This window comes from Candidatus Tisiphia endosymbiont of Thecophora atra, from assembly GCF_964026395.1.
Taxonomy (GTDB): domain Bacteria; phylum Pseudomonadota; class Alphaproteobacteria; order Rickettsiales; family Rickettsiaceae; genus Tisiphia.
The window spans coordinates 782,429-799,741 of the sequence record NZ_OZ032145.1; the positions used below are offsets into that span (position 1 = coordinate 782,429).

The 17,313-nt window shown below is 31.9% G+C and carries 15 protein-coding genes; 7 read left to right on the top strand and 8 right to left on the bottom strand.

Features of this window, described 5'->3' with window-relative positions; genetic code table 11:
* Window positions 1–30 precede the first annotated feature (30 nt).
* The 5 genes from lpdA to AAGD45_RS03895 form a co-directional block, all read right to left on the bottom strand.
* Window positions 31–1,428: a dihydrolipoyl dehydrogenase gene (gene lpdA / locus AAGD45_RS03875; RefSeq protein WP_341762079.1), complete on the bottom strand. Its 1,398-nt coding sequence runs from the start codon at window positions 1,426–1,428 to the stop codon at window positions 31–33.
* 94 nt (window positions 1,429–1,522) lie between these two features.
* Window positions 1,523–1,921 carry a type II toxin-antitoxin system VapC family toxin gene (locus AAGD45_RS03880; RefSeq protein ID WP_341762080.1) on the bottom strand — a complete coding sequence of 133 codons (399 nt, stop codon included), beginning with the start codon at window positions 1,919–1,921 and terminating at the stop codon, window positions 1,523–1,525.
* Window positions 1,908–2,150: an AbrB/MazE/SpoVT family DNA-binding domain-containing protein gene (locus AAGD45_RS03885; protein ID WP_341762081.1), complete on the bottom strand. Its 243-nt coding sequence runs from the start codon at window positions 2,148–2,150 to the stop codon at window positions 1,908–1,910. The genes AAGD45_RS03880 and AAGD45_RS03885 overlap by 14 nt, the downstream gene beginning before the upstream one ends.
* A gap of 88 nt (window positions 2,151–2,238) precedes the next feature.
* The gene (locus AAGD45_RS03890) at window positions 2,239–2,925 is read right to left on the bottom strand and encodes a methyltransferase domain-containing protein (RefSeq protein ID WP_341762204.1); all 687 of its coding nucleotides are present in this window, start codon (window positions 2,923–2,925) and stop codon (window positions 2,239–2,241) included.
* 119 nt (window positions 2,926–3,044) lie between these two features.
* On the bottom strand, window positions 3,045–3,770 hold the full coding sequence (locus AAGD45_RS03895) for a lytic transglycosylase domain-containing protein (RefSeq protein ID WP_341762082.1): 726 nt from the start codon (window positions 3,768–3,770) through the stop codon (window positions 3,045–3,047).
* Between the two features lie 483 nt (window positions 3,771–4,253).
* Here AAGD45_RS03895 and AAGD45_RS03900 point away from each other — a divergent pair, with 483 nt between their 5' ends.
* From AAGD45_RS03900 to ligA, 4 genes are all read left to right on the top strand, one after another.
* Window positions 4,254–5,756, top strand: coding sequence for an Npt1/Npt2 family nucleotide transporter (locus AAGD45_RS03900; protein WP_341762205.1), 1,503 nt, complete (start codon window positions 4,254–4,256; stop codon window positions 5,754–5,756).
* 1 nt (window position 5,757) lies between these two features.
* Window positions 5,758–7,425 (top strand): hypothetical protein, encoded by a 1,668-nt coding sequence (locus tag AAGD45_RS03905; RefSeq protein ID WP_341762083.1) that lies wholly within the window; start codon window positions 5,758–5,760, stop codon window positions 7,423–7,425.
* A gap of 274 nt (window positions 7,426–7,699) precedes the next feature.
* Complete coding sequence (locus tag AAGD45_RS03910) at window positions 7,700–8,683, top strand: polyprenyl synthetase family protein (RefSeq protein ID WP_341762084.1); 984 nt, start codon at window positions 7,700–7,702, stop codon at window positions 8,681–8,683.
* 375 nt (window positions 8,684–9,058) lie between these two features.
* A complete protein-coding gene (gene ligA / locus AAGD45_RS03915) occupies window positions 9,059–11,158 on the top strand; it encodes an NAD-dependent DNA ligase LigA (protein WP_341762085.1) in 2,100 nt (699 codons plus the stop codon).
* Here ligA and fmt read toward each other — a convergent pair.
* Window positions 11,147–12,067, bottom strand: a complete 921-nt coding sequence (gene fmt / locus AAGD45_RS03920) for a methionyl-tRNA formyltransferase (protein WP_341762086.1) — start codon at window positions 12,065–12,067, stop codon at window positions 11,147–11,149. The two genes, ligA and fmt, sit on opposite strands and share 12 nt — an antisense overlap.
* Complete coding sequence (gene def, locus AAGD45_RS03925) at window positions 12,064–12,591, bottom strand: peptide deformylase (RefSeq protein WP_341762087.1); 528 nt, start codon at window positions 12,589–12,591, stop codon at window positions 12,064–12,066. Before def ends, fmt begins: the two co-directional genes overlap by 4 nt.
* Window positions 12,592–13,525: 934 nt before the next feature.
* Here def and AAGD45_RS03930 point away from each other — a divergent pair.
* The 3 genes from AAGD45_RS03930 to hpf all read left to right on the top strand — a co-directional run bounded on the left by AAGD45_RS03930 (window position 13,526) and on the right by hpf (window position 16,242).
* Window positions 13,526–14,482, top strand: a complete 957-nt coding sequence (locus AAGD45_RS03930; protein ID WP_341760848.1) for a transposase — start codon at window positions 13,526–13,528, stop codon at window positions 14,480–14,482.
* 329 nt (window positions 14,483–14,811) lie between these two features.
* Window positions 14,812–15,171, top strand: coding sequence for a hypothetical protein (locus tag AAGD45_RS03935; RefSeq protein WP_341762088.1), 360 nt, complete (start codon window positions 14,812–14,814; stop codon window positions 15,169–15,171).
* 486 nt (window positions 15,172–15,657) lie between these two features.
* Window positions 15,658–16,242 (top strand): ribosome hibernation-promoting factor, HPF/YfiA family, encoded by a 585-nt coding sequence (gene hpf / locus AAGD45_RS03940; RefSeq protein ID WP_341762089.1) that lies wholly within the window; start codon window positions 15,658–15,660, stop codon window positions 16,240–16,242.
* Window positions 16,243–16,655: 413 nt separating this feature from the next.
* Here the strand turns inward: hpf and AAGD45_RS03945 are convergent, their stop codons facing one another.
* Window positions 16,656–17,219, bottom strand: coding sequence for a phage tail protein (locus AAGD45_RS03945; protein ID WP_341762090.1), 564 nt, complete (start codon window positions 17,217–17,219; stop codon window positions 16,656–16,658).
* Window positions 17,220–17,313: the final 94 nt, after the last annotated feature.

The following is a 17,313-nucleotide window of genomic DNA, read 5'->3' on the forward strand; positions in this document are numbered from 1 at the left end:
TTTTTTACCATGTAAGCTAAAGTAAAAATCCTAAAAATTAATAGCCCTCTTATCTACAGCTAGAGCCGCCTCTTTTATAGCTTCGCTTAGGGTAGGATGGGCATGGCAAGTTCTCGCTATATCTTCTGAAGAAGCACCAAATTCCATAAATGCTACAAGTTCTGCAATCATAGTTCCAGCACAAGGTCCTATTATATGTGCTCCAAGTACTTTATCAGTTATGCTATCAGCTAATATCTTCACCATCCCATCAGTAGAACCTGTGCTTCTCGCCCGACTATTTGCCAAAAATGGAAATTTACCAACTTTGTAATCAATCTTGGCTTCTTTTAGTTGTTCTTCAGTTAAACCAACACTTGCTACTTCCGGCCAAGTATAAATTACACTTGGAATAAGATTATAATTAACATGACCAGCTAGACCCGCCATAATTTCGACGGCAGCGACAGCTTCTTCTTCTGCTTTATGAGCAAGCATAGGTCCTGCAATTACATCACCAACGGCATAAATATTGGGGATTATTGTTTGGAATTGGCTATTCACCGTAATTCTGTTTTGTTTGTCCGTTTGAATTGCTAATTTATCTAGACCTAAATTTGTTGTATGGGCTTTTCTGCCGACAGCTAATAAAACTATATCAACAGTAATTTGCTCTACTAAGGAAGCAGATGTTTGTTGTATATTTAAAGTAACTTTTCCTACTTTTTTTTCAGCAGATAGTACTTTACTATTCAGTCGCAATTCAATGGATTGTTTTTGTAGGATTTTAGTAAATTGATTAATAATTTCTTTATCTAAAGCTGGGACAATGCTATCAGCATATTCAATAACCGTTACTTTAGAACCAAGTCTATTCCATACCGAACCAAGCTCTAAACCTATATAACCACCGCCAATTACTACCATAGTTTCTGGAACTTTAGGAAGGTTCAAAGCTCCCGTTGATGAAACTATATATTCCTCATCTACAACAATATTGGGTATTTCAATAATATCAGAGCCAGTAGCAATTAAAATATTCTTAGCCGAAATCGACTCAACTGTTTTACCGTTAGTAATTTCCACAAGATTGGCTGAAATAAACTTGGCACTTCCACTAAATTTAGTGATTTTATTTTTTACAAACAAACTTTCTATACCCTTGCATAAGTCTGACACTACTTGACTTTTTTTAGTCATCATTTTTTGTAAATCAAGTTTGGCTGAGGTCATAATACCAATATCAGCACAATGGTTTGATACTTCATGATATTTCTCAGAGAAATTTAGTAATACTTTGGAAGGAATACAGCCAACATTTAGGCAAGTACCACCAAGCGTTGACCTTTTTTCTATGCATGCAACTTTCATACCTAGCTGTGCTGCTCTTATTGCCCCTGTATAACCAGCTGGACCACTACCAATTACTATTAAATCAAATTCTTGCATATATTTTCCCTTACTTATAATAATTAATGGTATTATAAACCATAAATATACGAACACTAATAGCTAATTTGAATTTAATTTAATTATTTTTTGATTATTTTATTGTAGTAAATATTGGCAGAGTTGATGCTTTATGGTCAAAAGTGAAACTAGTACTACAACCACTTAGTTCATTTAGTTTACCTATTAAAATATCAGCAAAATCTGTATTACAGTTCTCATATTCTCTAACAGTTAGCGATAAAGTTTTGTGATCCTCAAAGCGGAATTCTATAGTAGCAAATATTTCTTTTAGTACATTTATTATTTGGTTTTTTGAATATTTATAACCTCGCCCTAAAACCCAAATTATTTCACAAACTACTATGTTATTAATAAATATAGAACCACTAACACCTGAATATTGCTCAATTAATTTTGTAGCTTTGCTACTCTGTACTTCGTCATCTTGGATCAAATAACGAATTAAAACATTAGTATCAATTCCGATCATATCCACTCTTAATGGCTTCATTCATATCTTCGATACTTAATGGTGTTTTTGGTTTGGGTAGTATTCCTTTTAAATTTTTAACTGGCTTATTAATTGGCACTACTATAAAAGAGTCATCTTGCATAATGAACTCTAATTTACTACCAGAAGATAAGTGTAGCTTGTTTCTAATATATGATGGGATAGTAACTTGTCCCTTACTTGTAACTGTTGAACAGTGTGCTTTCATAAGATACCATAATTATGTATATTAGTTGTGATTATTATAATAATGTAAGGAGAAAGTAAGAGCAAGCTATAAATACTTATTTTTCCTACTATTTTAAATTACGAGTTATTTTTATACTATTCTTACTCGGAGAGGCAATGAAGCTGATTATATTAATTTGTTCGGTAAAAGTGTTAGTATCATTGCTTAGAATAGAAAGCATTTGCTTCGATATTATGTTATGAGAGTTTTTTAATAATGCTCCAGATTCTCCAATATTCTTTAGTTCTCTAATGAAATCTAAAGGGCTTTTATAGCTCAGCTGAATATTTTCATAATCAACGATAATTTCTGTGAATCCTGCCTGTCCTAGTAAAGGTGTTACGTGATCAAAATGGATGAAAGGGGAAACATGTTGGAAGTGAGGGCGACTTAATGCTATTTCAGCTTCAATGAATTTCATTCGTAGTGCTTTTAGGCTGTTACCACCGATAAAATTACCAATAAATAGGCCATTTGGCTTTAAAATACGTTTTATCTGTAACAGAAAATTTTGTACATCATTGATCCAGTGTAGACCTAAGGAAAAAGTTATTAGGTCAAAACTAGCTGCCTTAAATGGTAAGTTTTCTTCATCAATTAGTAATTTGGGAGTATGGTCAAACGATTGTAACATAGCATTTGATGCACTAGCCGCTACAATTATAGCATAGTTATAGTTCTGCACTAATAGTTTAGTTAGTATACCAGTACGACATTCTAAATCTAAAATATCAGGAAATTCTTTATCAATAATATTTAGACGCTCAATAATATCGAATGCTGCATATTTAAAAAACGCACACTCAGCGATATTATCCACCACTTTGTCACGATTAGATTTTAACTTCTCACGATCAAATATAATTGTTACCTCTAGCTAGCTCTTGGTAATACTACCATAATATTACTCTTATATTTCCTAATATTACTTTCAAATGAAGCTCTCTGTTTATTCCTCAAAAGCATGTTTGTTGGCAGAGTAGGTGTATTATTATAATAATTGTACCCACTATACATGTTAATAGAGTTTTTATACAAATCCATATTGTTAGCAATTTTGATAACATCTTGTTTATATCTATAGCCAAACTCATGGGTGGCTGAATGGTAATGAGCAATTGCTTTGTGCCAACTACCTAACTGATCATATTTAGCTTTTAGGAATTTAGCAGCATAGGCGACATTTTTCTTAGGATTGAAAGCTTGATTTAAAGAGTTAAATGCATTTAAATGATGTTTTAAGTTGATTTGCATACATCCTACATCAATATTTTCTTTGCCTTGAATAATTTGTTTTTTTACAAATGATATTGCCTCTTTTTTAGTATTAAAATAATAGCCTTTACCTTCAATATTGACAGTCCAAGGCCAAACTACTTTAATTTTATATTCAGTATGTTTTTTGCCCGATTCTTTTAAAGCTATCGAGTGTAACGTATTAGGAGGAATTTTATGTATCTTTTCAAAGTAAGGAAACATCCTTGAGCATTTATGTGATTCAGCAATTTCTACGTCTATATTAGCATATGCCACATTAACATATAAATATAACGGAAAAAGAAACAATAAATATATGGCTAATATTGACCTAATGGACATAATTATTATCATTTTACTTTATCTTTTACGCGAATTCGGGATAACAAGTTATCCCAAATTCGGCTGTATATATAGAAACAATCAGGTTTGAAGCGGTTCTACACCTGATTGTTAAAATATAATTTGCATTCAATAGATGATTTTAATAATTAAAATCATCTATTGAACGGTAAAAAAGTTAAAATGTACTCGCAGAACCGCTTCAAGAGTACATTTTTCTTTATATCACAGCTAATTCGGGATAAGAATTATAATTCTTATCCCGAATTAGGGTCTTTTGTAGCATATTAAAAATTTTCCTACAAGGCAAGTTATGTCTCGTTGTCCTATAATTTTGTCACATAAATATTTTGTTAATAGAAAAATATGTTTATTTTCATTGACTTTATTTGCATAGAGCTTTAAAAGGTTTATTTCGACTTCCATTACGTATCTATGTTAAATAGATAGTGTTAGTCTTTAGGTAATTTTTTGTATAAAATAATGTTACCATTCAAAAGTATTTTTACTAAAATTCAGGAAATCATTTGGCCTATAGAAAGAGAGGAATTGAAACTTTTTTTGCCTATGGCATTAATGATGCTGTGTATTCTTTTTAATTTTGGAACACTTAGATCCGTTAAAGACGGATTGGTCATACCATCAATAGGAGCAGAAGTCATTAGTTTTTTAAAACTTTGGTTTGTTCTTCCTTCCTCTATATTATTTACTATAATATATGTAAAACTTAGTAATCACGTACGTTTTGAATATATTTTTTATATAGTAATTTCGAGTTTTTTGCTTTTTTTCCTGATATTTGCTTATATCATTTACCCTAATCAGGAGTTTTATCATCCAAATGCTGAGCAGGTAGAACATTTAGTATCATTGTATCCTAATTTTCGATGGTTTATCAAGATAATGGGTAAGTGGAGTTATGCTCTCATGTATATCTGTTCAGAATTATGGAGTGCAGTAATTATTAATCTAATGTTTTGGCAATTTGCTAATAATATTTTTGATACCAGTAAAGCGAAACGTTTCTATCCAATTTTAGGAATGGTAGGTAATGTTGGTCTGATTTTAGCTGGCAATGTATTAGTAGCTTTCTCAAATGTACGAGGGGTAGTCGATGCTCAAGTTATAATAAATGAAGATTTGCAATATAAATCAGAACTAATGCTACAACCTGTTATTTCTATAATAGTGTTTGCCGGTATAATTTCCATGGTATTATTTAGGTTAATTAATTATTTTATTTTGAATGACAAGGTGCTAAAGGCTGATTTCCAAATAGTTCAAATACAGGCAAAAACTTCCTTATCACTTATGGATAGTATAAGGTTGGTTATTAACTCAAAATATATTGGACGCATTGCTTTATTGATAATTTGTTATGCACTACTAATTAATATAGTAGAAGGTCCGTGGAAAGCTAAGGTAAGGGAGCTTAATCCCAATACGTTAGATTATATACATTTTATGGGTAGGTTTAATATTTGGATGGGAATTTCTAGCGTTACTTTTATGATAGTTGGTAGTAATGTGATTAGGAAATTTACTTGGTTAATTTCAGCATTATTAACACCCTTAATGCTTTTGATAACTGGCTTAATGTTTTTTATCTTTGTTATTTTCTCAGAATATATAAGTTTTGGTATAAAGGACTTTAATCCAATTTATGCGGCTGTAATTATCGGAGGAGTACAAAATATTCTAAGTAAATCAACTAAATATTCGTTATTTGATTCAACAAAGGAAATGGCATATATTCCTTTATCATTAGAACTTCGAACAAAAGGTAAAGCTGCTGTTGAGGTTATTGGTATTAAATTTGGTAAGTCCTTAGGAGCTTTTATCCAGTCTTTTATATTTATTATAGTGCCTACTGCCACATGTGATTCAATAGTAGTTTATTTACTAACAATTTTTATTATTATAGTTATTTTGTGGTTTTGGAATATAGTACAACTAAATCGTGAATATGTGAAGTTATGTAATTAGCATGCGAAAAACGTTAATATATATATCAGTTATAATTGCTGTAATCCTATTGATTTATACCATCTCATGGTTGGTAATTGTTACTTCTGTAGCTAATAAGATTAATGGGCAATATAGTAACCGTTATATCGCTGTTAATTCAATAGATAGTGAACAAAGATATTTCATTAAGTTTAATAAAGTTGTTCTCTATGGTTTTCCGTTTAAAATTGCCTTGCAAGTAATTGGTTGGCATGAAGAGGGAGAAAATAGTATAATTGAATTTAATTCCCCGATTTATATAGGTTATGATTTACTGAAACAGGCTTGCTTTGTTAGTTATTTTGGTAACGCAACAGGTCGCTATAAACCTATTGATTTGGGATTTGGTACAAGATTCGAAAGTGGTAATTATTCTTTTATAGCAAAAATTCCTTTAAGCTTTAAGTTACTTAAGGTTTTTATACAAAAAAAAGATCCGTTTGAAATTATAAATTTTATAAAAGAATTGGAATTAACATCTGACAAGACAAAAATTTTTGATTTAGTTGACGGGCAAAAACTATATGATGAAGATCATACAATTATTTCATTTTCACTAGAAAAGAATAAATACTATACTGATATAGAAGATTTTAAAAATAATGTGCCACAAAAATTAAATATCGCTTATTCAACAAAAATATTAGAAAGTAATATTATAAACAGAAGAATACCAGCTGGTCTTTTATTATATAGATTTGCTTGGCCGATGCCTTTTAGTTTTGAAGGTAAGTTTTATATAAAAACTAATAAATCTTTATATAGTGAGTTTGCTAAAGATTTAGAAATAAAAATTATATCAAGCAAGTTCTCAAGTAGTATTCAAGAATCCTTGACTACTTTATTGTATCAAAGTAAAGTAGAAGAAGGTAGCAATGATAGTCATCTTAAGGTTGAATCAAAAATTGATTTGAAGCTAGGATTTTCCGATAATATATTGAATTCTATACAGTACTTATTGTCATATATATCGCTACTCCCTAATAGTTCATCTTTAATAGAAGAATTACAATATATTAACAGTAATAAAGATAAATTCAACTTGACTGAATTAGAGAACCATCAATATATTTTTGATTTAGATATAGATTTTCTTGCTAGAAAACAAGATATAATGAGAGCTCAAATAAATAATCTTAGTTTGTTTTCTAATAATACCGGATTTCGATTATCAAGCGAATGCAGGCTAGATGCATTTAGAAAATTTGATATTAAGGGACTTGTTGTCTTTAATAATTATTTAAAGGCAACGGATATTATAACCAATTATTTCTTTAACTTGGGTAGGTTTAAAACATTCTCAGAAGATAGTCGTATTGTATACAAAGAAGGTACGAAGTATTTTTTAAAAACCATATCAGATCATCCTGATTCTAACTCAGGTGACATAAGTTTTGAGTATAAATTAGATTCAAGTAATATAGAAAAAGGCAAAATAGGTTCCGTAGACTTTAATAAATTTTTGCCATTATATTATCTAGCATTATACAAAAAAGCCTCGGAAAAAATACATATTGGTGATAATGTAACAGAAAGGATACAAGAACTAGTACCTGATTTTAATGAGGATCATTCATTGTTAAAACAATTAATGATCCAGCCTTTTTTGGAGGTTGATAGTGATGTTTGGCAGGAAATCATAAAATAACCTGAATTCGATGTAACAAGTTACATCGAATTCAGTATTATATATAGAAACAATCAGGTTTGAAGCGGTTCTACACCTGATTGTTAAAATATAATACTCCATTCAATATGTGATTTTAATAATTAAAATCACATATTGAATGATGAAAAAAGTTAAAATGCACCCGCGTCAGCCGCTTCAAGAGTGCATTTTTCCTTATAACAAAGCAAGTATCGATATAAGAATTATTAATTCTTATATCGAACTGAGGTTAAAATAGCATTAGAGATGTAAATTGGATACTATAAAAATAATACATAAAGATTTAGCAGTAGAACTGTCTAGCTTAAATAAACTTATTCTGACCCACTTAGCTGCCAAAGAACCACTAGTTGGCGTAGTAGGTAAATATTTATTGGAATTTGGTGGAAAGAGAATACGACCATTACTAACAATTTTAACTAGTAAAATGTTTGGTTATGTCGGTGAAGATAATATAAAACTTGCTGGGGCTGTAGAATTTATTCATGCAGCAACTTTACTTCATGACGATGTAGTAGATGAAAGTACAATGAGAAGATCCAAACCTACTGCTAACGTTGTTTGGGGGAGTAAGGCTAGTATTCTAGTTGGAGATTTTTTATTTAGTCAATCATTTCAGCTAATGGTAGATACCAAATCTGTTAAAGCTATGAAATCTTTATCAAGAGCTTCAGCAATTATATCAGAAGGTGAAGTTTCTCAGCTTGTGAAATTGAATCAGCGGAGAATTATTGACGAAACAGAATATAATGAAATAATTATGGCTAAAACGGCAGAGTTATTTGGAGTATCTTGTGAAGTAGGAGCAATTATTTCTAGTCAATCTAACGAGATCTGTGAAAGTTTACAAAAATTTGGTAGATATTTAGGAAATATTTTCCAAATTATTGATGATTTATTTGATTATTTAGGAAATAGTCATGATATGGGCAAGAATATAGCTGATGATTTTTTAGAAGGAAAAATAACTCTACCCCTAATCTTTTTATATAAGAAGCTTGATGATACCGGGCAATTAACAGTTCAGAAAATGATTAAGGCGGATAATAGATCTGAGAGTGAATTTGAGATAATACGAAGTTTGATGATACAACATGGTATTAAGCAACAAATTATCGACCATCTAGCAAACATTAAGAATGAGGCTAGTAATTTATTAGAGCAAATCCCTATACAGAATATTTATAAAGATCATTTAGCTTCTTTACTTGAGTTTACGTTAAATAGATCTTATTAACCTCAGTTTTGGATTAAAATTAAAAATTTTAATCCAAAACTGGTTATAATATCAGAAAAATGCATTCTTGAAGCGGTTCTACGAATGCATTTTAATCTATTATCGCTAATAATCTTATTTTTATTGGTATAAAAATAAGATTATTAGCAAATGAAATATTTAACAATCAGGCGTCAAACCGCTTTAAGCCTGATTGTTTACATTCTCATTCCAATTTCGGATTAATGAAATTAATCCGAAATTGAGGTTATTAGGTTATGTTGCCAAGATTTATGCGATAATAATAATTTAACCTGAGTTCGATACAACATTACCGTACCTCATACGTCATACCTAGTTACAATTAAATCTGATCTTCAAACTTTTACGATTAATATGCAAAATATTCCAACCAATATTGAACATCTTTCTGAATTAGAGGTAGAAAACTTACTAAAACAACTGGCAAGTGAGATAGAAAAATATAATAAAGCATATCACCAAGAAGATACTCCTCTGATTTCTGATGCTGAATATGATCAATTATTTAATTTAAATCTTGAACTTGAAAAAAAATTTCCTCATCTTGTGCGGGCAAATAGTCCAACTAAACAAATCGGTAGCCTAGCTGCAGAGAAATTTTCTAAAGTAAAACATATAAATCCAATGTTTTCTCTTAGTAATGCATTTGATAATGAGGATGTATCAGAATTTATAAATAGAATAAAGAATTTCTTACGTCTTGATAGTTTTCAACCTATCTTTTGCGAACCTAAAATAGACGGTCTATCTTTTTCTGCTACCTATAAGAATGGCATACTCACCACTGCTGCGACAAGAGGGGATGGTTTTATTGGAGAAGATATAACTGAAAATATTAAGACTATCAAGAATTTCCCTCATTCAATAGTATCAAGCCCCGAAATTTTGGAAGTACGAGGTGAGGTCTATATTAATAAAAATGATTTCCTATTATTAAACCAAGTACAGGAATTATATGGGAAAGATAAGTTTGCAAATCCACGTAATGCTGCTGCCGGATCATTAAGGCAGATAGATCCAAACATTACAGCAAGTAGACCACTACAATATTTTGTTTATGCTGTGGGAAATAGTAGTAGCAAAATAGCTGATTCTCAAGATGCTTTATTACATAAACTGAAAGAGCTAGGATTTATTGTTAATAATATAGGAAAATTAGCGTATTCTGAAGATGATTTAAAATCTTTCTATGAATATTTGAATTCATCTAGAGATCAATTGCCTTATGAAATTGATGGTGTTGTGTATAAGTTAAATGATTTTGCTCTGCAACAAAGAATGGGGTTTATTGCAAGAAGTCCAAGATTTGCTATTGCTCATAAATTCCCTGCAATAGTTGGTCAAACTAAACTAATTAATATTACTCTACAAGTAGGTAGGACAGGTGTATTAACGCCTGTTGCTGAGTTAGAGCCGCTTTCTATTGGGGGAGTTAGGGTATCAAGAGCTACATTACATAATTATCAGGAAATCATAAGGAAAGATATAAGGATCAATGATTATGTATTTTTGCAGAGGGCAGGTGATGTCATACCGCAAATTACTGCCGTAGATTTTACTCGACGTTCTAGTGAATCACAAAAAATCGATATGCCAAAACTTTGCCCATCTTGTGGTTCTCATTTACATTATAATCAAGAGACAATAATAATTCGTTGTGATAATGGGTTAAATTGCCCTGCTCAGAATTACGAACGAATTTGTCATTTTAGCTCTAAAAATGCTTTAGATATAGACGGTTTAGGAAAAAAGCAAATAGAATTTCTACTGAAAGAGTCTTTAATAAAAAATCCAGTGGATATTTTTTATTTACAAAATAATAATGAAAAAAGCTTAGTCAAGCTTGAAAATATGATAGGATGGGGGCGAAGATCTGTAGAAAACTTATTCGCAAACATCGACAAAGCTAAAAATGTTTCCTTAAACAGATTCATTTATTCCTTAGGAATTAGGCATATTGGCGAACAAAATGCCAAATTACTTGCTCGAGAATTTCAGAATTATGGTAATTTTATAGAAGCTATGGAATCTTTATTAAAAGGTGATCAGCCTATGTACCAAAGGTTAAATGATCTAGAAGGAATAGGAGATAAAATTTTGGTGGATATTATCGACTTCTTTGATATTAAAGAAAATCTACAAATTATTCATCAGCTAAGTAAAATTTTAGAAATTCAAGACTATAGTGGTCAAACCACCAAAACCGCATTAACTGGCAAAGTTGTGGTATTTACCGGTTCTCTACTCACTCTTTCAAGAGCAGAAGCAAAATCTCAGGCAGAGAAGTTAGGAGCTAAAGTAAGTAGTAGTGTTTCGTCTGCTACTGCTTTAGTGGTAGCGGGTAGCGATGCCGGTAGTAAACTCAGAAAAGCTAAGGAGCTTGGAATTAAAATTATTGATGAAGACGAGTGGTTGGAGTTAGTATATACTAATTCTCCCACATCAATCCAATAAAGTACCTAGGGGGATTTGTACCCCACGTATAAATTCTTCAACGTTTAAAGCTTTTCTTCCTTCTTGCTGTAATTTTTTGATAATCAAAGTACCCTTACCACAAGCTATCTCTAAGACACTATTATTAACCACAGTACCAGGTGGCAATTTAACATCCAAATCATTATAATACGCTTCTAGGATCTTTATAACTTTACCTCTATATTCAAAATATATTCCAGGCCATGGATTCATACCGCGAATTCTACAATCTATTTTGTAAGCAGTCTCATACCAATCGATCTTTCCTTCTTCTTTCTTGAGTTTATGAGCATAAGTTACTCCATCTTTATCTTGGACAATCCTTGGTAAGTTATCAATATTATCTAAAGTTTTAACCAATAAATCAGCCCCTATTTCTGCACATTGGTCATGCAAAATTGGTAAAGTTATTCTAGGAGAGAGTGAAAACGAATGTTGCAATATAATATCACCAGTATCCCACCCCTCATCCATCTGCATTATGCATACAGAAGTTTTAGGGTCTCCCTCTATAATAGTACGCTGCAATGGGGTCGCTCCCCTATGACGTGGTAAACTTGAGGGATGGATATTAAGACATCCATATTTTTTGGCTTGTAGGATAGCTTGTGGTATCAAAAACCCATAAGCAACTACTACTATTATATCTGCATCAATTGAATTAATTAAATTGGTTATTTCTTTGGTTCTCAAGGTTTTAGGGGTATAAGTTGGAATATCATATTTTGATGCCAAACTATGGATAGGTGATGCTACCTCATTTAGCCCCCTTCCTTTAGATTTTGCAGCTTGAGTGAATACAGCAACCACTTGGTGATCTTTGCTGTTAATTAAACTTTTAAGAGTAGGTACAGCAAATTCTGGCGTACCCATAAAAATTACTTTCACAAAATATTATTTTTTAGCTTTTTTAATTTACGTAATGCTACGTCCTTTTTCATATCACTTAAATAATCAATTAGTAGCCTACCATCTAAATGATCCATTTCATGCTGAATAACCCTAGCAAGCCAACCATCAGCTTTTAATTCTTGCTGGATATTATTATAATCTAAGAATCTTATAGTTATAGACTCAGACCTTGCTACCTCGACCTGTTGCTCCGGTAAAGATAAACACCCTTCTACTGCCACAACTAATTCTTTAGATTTGTCTATTATCTTCGGGTCAGCGATAAATAATGGATAAAAACCAACAGGTCTTTCTGTATCATCATTATTCTGCAAATCAACTACCAATATACGTTTAGCTATTCCAATCTGAATGGCAGCTAACCCCACACCACGATCATGATACATAGTTTCAACCATGTCATCCATCAACTTTCTTATAGTATCATCGATTATACTTACTGGTAAAGATTTTTGTTTTAATCTTGAATCTGGAGCAGTAACAATAGGTAACACAGACATAGTACTTTAAAACCATAAATTATTTATAATTTTCTGCTTTGAAGAATTGTTTTTTGAAAATATCAGGAACTCGCGTGATAAATGTATACCTAGTTCCATAGTACCCTACATTTTTTATATAACCACTATTAAAATGGCTGCTGATCGTCTATTAGCGAGGAGTCGCTGAAAGCGGCGACGCGGCAATCCAGGATACGCGAAGCGTACTAGAAAAAACAGCTTCGCTGTTTACCTAGATCGCCACGGCATCTAAAGATGCCTCGCGATGACGATTATAGAAAAATGTAGGGTACTATGACCTAGTTCGCTTGTCCCTCATTTTCAAATCCAATTCGTAGGATCATTCGAATATACCAAAACATTTATATTGTACCACAAAATAACCAATGAGTCTAGTGTGAGCTATTTGCTAGCGAACGAAAAAAAGATGTGGGTAATAGTAATACCATTTCCCAAAACTAAATTGCTACTCGGAGTACGAGTGTCGGCTACCTTCGCGTACATACTAGTATGTGAGGAGCGGAGATCATGAAGTACGACGACGTGATGATTAGTTTTCGGAAATGGTATAAGCTATGCAGGGCTGATATCCACAACTGTTGAAAGTTAGTAAATACAGCTTCCTATACGTCATGAGCTACGGAGGCTGTAAGGTCGACGAAGCAATTGTAAGTTAAAAGTATGATATAATAGATATTGAAGTCAATGTAAATAATGATTTATACTGACTTATAAGGGGGTATTACAGCGATAGTCATTAATAATATAAATGACTATCGCTGTGCAGGCGTGAGCGACCGTGAAGCAATTGGTTTTAAGACCGAATGGATATTGGTACTCTAGCCCAAATCCCCGAGACGTTTGAATAGTTGATTGGGATGCCTTTGCACGCCCGCTTACAATCGTAAACAACATTAAAAGTCTTCGAGGTATTATGCTATTATATAATAATTTTATCGGTCTTGATATAGGAAAATTCAATTTTGTTGTTGCTATTCATGGAAAAAAAGAAACTAAAGAATATAATAACAACTCTAATGGAATAGCTGATTTTATCAAGGATTACAAAAAAGAGATTAGTTCTGCATTGTGTGTTTTAGAAACTACTGGTGGATATGAAATGGAACTATTACTAACGCTTTGCAATCAGGGTTTTGCTGTACATAGAGCCAATACTCGTAAAGTTAAAAACTTTATTAGGTCTTTTGGTAATGCAGCTAAAACTGACAGTCTTGACGCTAAAGCTCTAGCACTTTATGGTTTTGAACGATCAGAAAGATTAGAGCTATTTAAAGTACAATCTAAGCAAGCTTTAAACTTGTATGAATTAGTAGGACGTAGGAACGATCTTAAACAAATGTTGATTGCAGAAAAAAATAGGTTTCAGTCCCCGAGAGCTGATTTAATCAAGTCTAGTTGTGTTAAAATGATCGAAGTACTAGAAGAACAAATTGCATCTATTACTAAAGAAATAGATGACTTAATAGCAAAAGATAAGCTCTTGCAAGCTAAGAAAGAGACTCTGCAAACTATTAGTGGTATAGGCGCAGTAGTATCTAATGAGCTTATAGCTTTGTTACCTGAACTTGGTACATTGAACCGCAAACAAATAGCATCATTAGTAGGTGTTGCACCAATATCTAATGATAGCGGTAGATATAGCGGATATAGACATACAGGTCATGGTCGAAATTTTGTTAGACCTATGTTGTTTGTAGCTGCTATGGCTGCTAGAAATTCTAACTCTGAACTGAAGGTATTTTATGAGAAATTGATCAATAGAGGAAAAAAGAAAATGGTGGCGATGGTAGCATTAATGCGTAAAATCATTGTGATTGCAAACGCTAAGTTACGTGATTTAACTAGCTCTGCACAAGCAATAAAAATTTAAACCAAATTTATTTAAATTTTTATTGCGAACATAGTTGATCCAGTAACATCATTTATCTATAGATTGTTTCCTAGATTGCTTCGCTTACGCTCGCAATGACGCTGTGTATTTGTAAACTTTCAACAGTTGTGGGCTGATATCCTCCTAATGGGGATGATTACTTGAGCCTAGTATTAACTTGTTGCATCGAATTCAGGTTAAATTATTAAGAAAGTTTAAAATATTTACACTTTTTTACCCTGAAACTATTAGTACACGCATAAAAATCATTATACTTCTTAGGTTCTGCACGCAGAACTTAATTAAAATCAATATATGGTAATAAATTTATGGTTAACAAAGTAAATATATATAATGTTATTAAATTCCAATCCCCATTTGAACGTCTTAAATCATACACTAATTCACCTGATGTTATCTTACGTAAAGCTATTATTACTCAGGCAATTATTGATGCAACCAATATATCAAAATTCCGCACAGCAAAAAAGCTAGAACAAGAAGCAAAATTATGGATTTTTGGTGGTAGTGAATCTTTTAAAGAAACTTGTCTAGAAGGTGGGATTGAGCCATCTTTTGTAGTAAGAGTAACCAAAGCAATTATAAAGCTACATAAGAATAAATCTAGGCTTAGAAAGTCATCACGACAAAACTCAGTAGATAGTAAAAACAAAAAAAACATTATTTAGAACAAAATTATAACCTTATTTAAGTTAGCTATAAAATGTTACAATTTAGGTAAAATTACGGTCAAAGAATCGCTTTTTAACTGAAAAATACTTTAAAAGAACAATTTGAAGTAAGCGTTATAAGCTTATATTTTATCTAAAGCAATTATCAAGTCATTATAAAAATTTCAAAATAATGGCTTGAAATTCACATGATTATACATTAGTTGTATAGATAGGTAGTTATGCGAATTAGGGATAAGAATTTGTTAATTCTTATATACTCTTCTGCTCCTACGAATTGTTTTTTGAAAATATCATGGATTCGCATGCGTAACTATACTATATGTACGCTATGCCTGCTCACTATTCATTTTCAAATCCAATTCGTAGGATCATTTGAGTATCCCAAATTCGGTGAAATTATCGAAACAATCAGATTTGAGACGACTCTGCATCTGATTATTACATATAATATTTGACTTAACTAAATATAAAGGGGATTTTATGCAAATATCAGTATCAGGTCAACATATTTCTATTGGGAATTCTTTGCAAGACTACGTAAAAAACCGTACTATGCAGGTGTCAGAAAAGTATTTTTGCGATGTAATAATTAGTGCAAATGTGCATTTCTCTAAACAAGGATTCCAACTGGTTTGTGATATTGTAGTGAATGATGGTACAGGCAGACATATGATATTGAAAGGTAACGCTGCTTCAGATGACATATATTCAGCGTTTGATATTGCTCTTGCTAGACTTGAAAAGCAGCTTAGAAAGTATAAATCTAAGCTCAAGGATCGTCATGATAGAGTTAAAATATCCGAAGTAACATCTAAAGCAGTTAAATATACTATAACACCCCATCAATATGAACATGAAGACGAAGATAATGTGGCAGCATATGATAATCCTGTAATTATAGCAGAAAAATCTGTAGAAATATTAACTCTATCAGTAAGTGGAGCAGTGATGAAAATGGATATGGAGAACCTTCCTGCTTTAATGTTTCAAAATAGTCATACTAATCGCATGAATGTAGTTTATTATCGTCGGGATGGGAATATATCTTGGATAGATTCCAAATAAATTTTTGTTGCTTATATACTCGATGAAAATCAAGAATTGCGTTGTCGTTTTGGCATAACTGTTGAAAGTTAAAAAACCGTCTATTAGCGAGCGAACGTACGTGAGTGCGCATAGGCGTCAACTTAAGAGCGTAATGATTGAGCATGTATAAACAAATTAAACACAGCCGTCATAGCAAGGCTCGTTAGATGCCGTGGCGATCCAGATAAACAGCGAAGCTGTTTTTTAGAGTAACGCTTCGCGTATCTTAGATTGTCGCGTCGCCGCTTGCAGCGGCTTCTCGCAATGACGTTTAGGTTTGATTTGCTTGTACATGCTCAATCATTACGCTCTTAAGTTGACACCTATGTGCAATGACGATCAGCAGCCATTTTAATAGTGGTTATATAAAAAAGGGTACTATAAGCAGCTATTCACTTGAATATATAACTCTCAACTTCATCAATAATTCCGTGAATTTCAGCTGTTAGGCGAAATAATCTCATGGAGATAATTCTAATCTGATATTGATAATTCCGATAATATAATATGATAAAATCCCCCGGTTGATATTTAATAAAATTTGCTGGCATGATAAATCTTAAAATTTTAGTTTCAGTAGCGGCATTTTTTAGGATTAACTGACCTAATCTTTCAGCTTCAAGATAAGATAGTATAATAGGTAGTTTTAAGTTAGGAATAGGTCTATGTGAAAAATTCTCACTATTTATTTGGCAAAAGCTATTATTATAATCATCATACCGGTCAATAAAGTTTAGTGCTAGTTTACTAATAATGCTAGTTTTAGAAATTTCTATTTGTTCTAAATAACTATTGCTTGATAGTTTAACCAATATTTTGGGACTAATATGACTAGGGGTAGAATATCCACGTTTGGTGAACTTAATTTGTTCCTGATAAGCTATGATATCAAAGAAATATATAATCCGCAAAAGGTTAATAACATCAATACAAGACAAAGCTTTATTTAATACCAACCCTTCTACAGCTTCATCCTGACTTCCGCAGATTTTTTGATATTAGTTGTTATAAGTGGCATTAGTAAGAAGGTGAAGTGGTATTCTCGTTCTG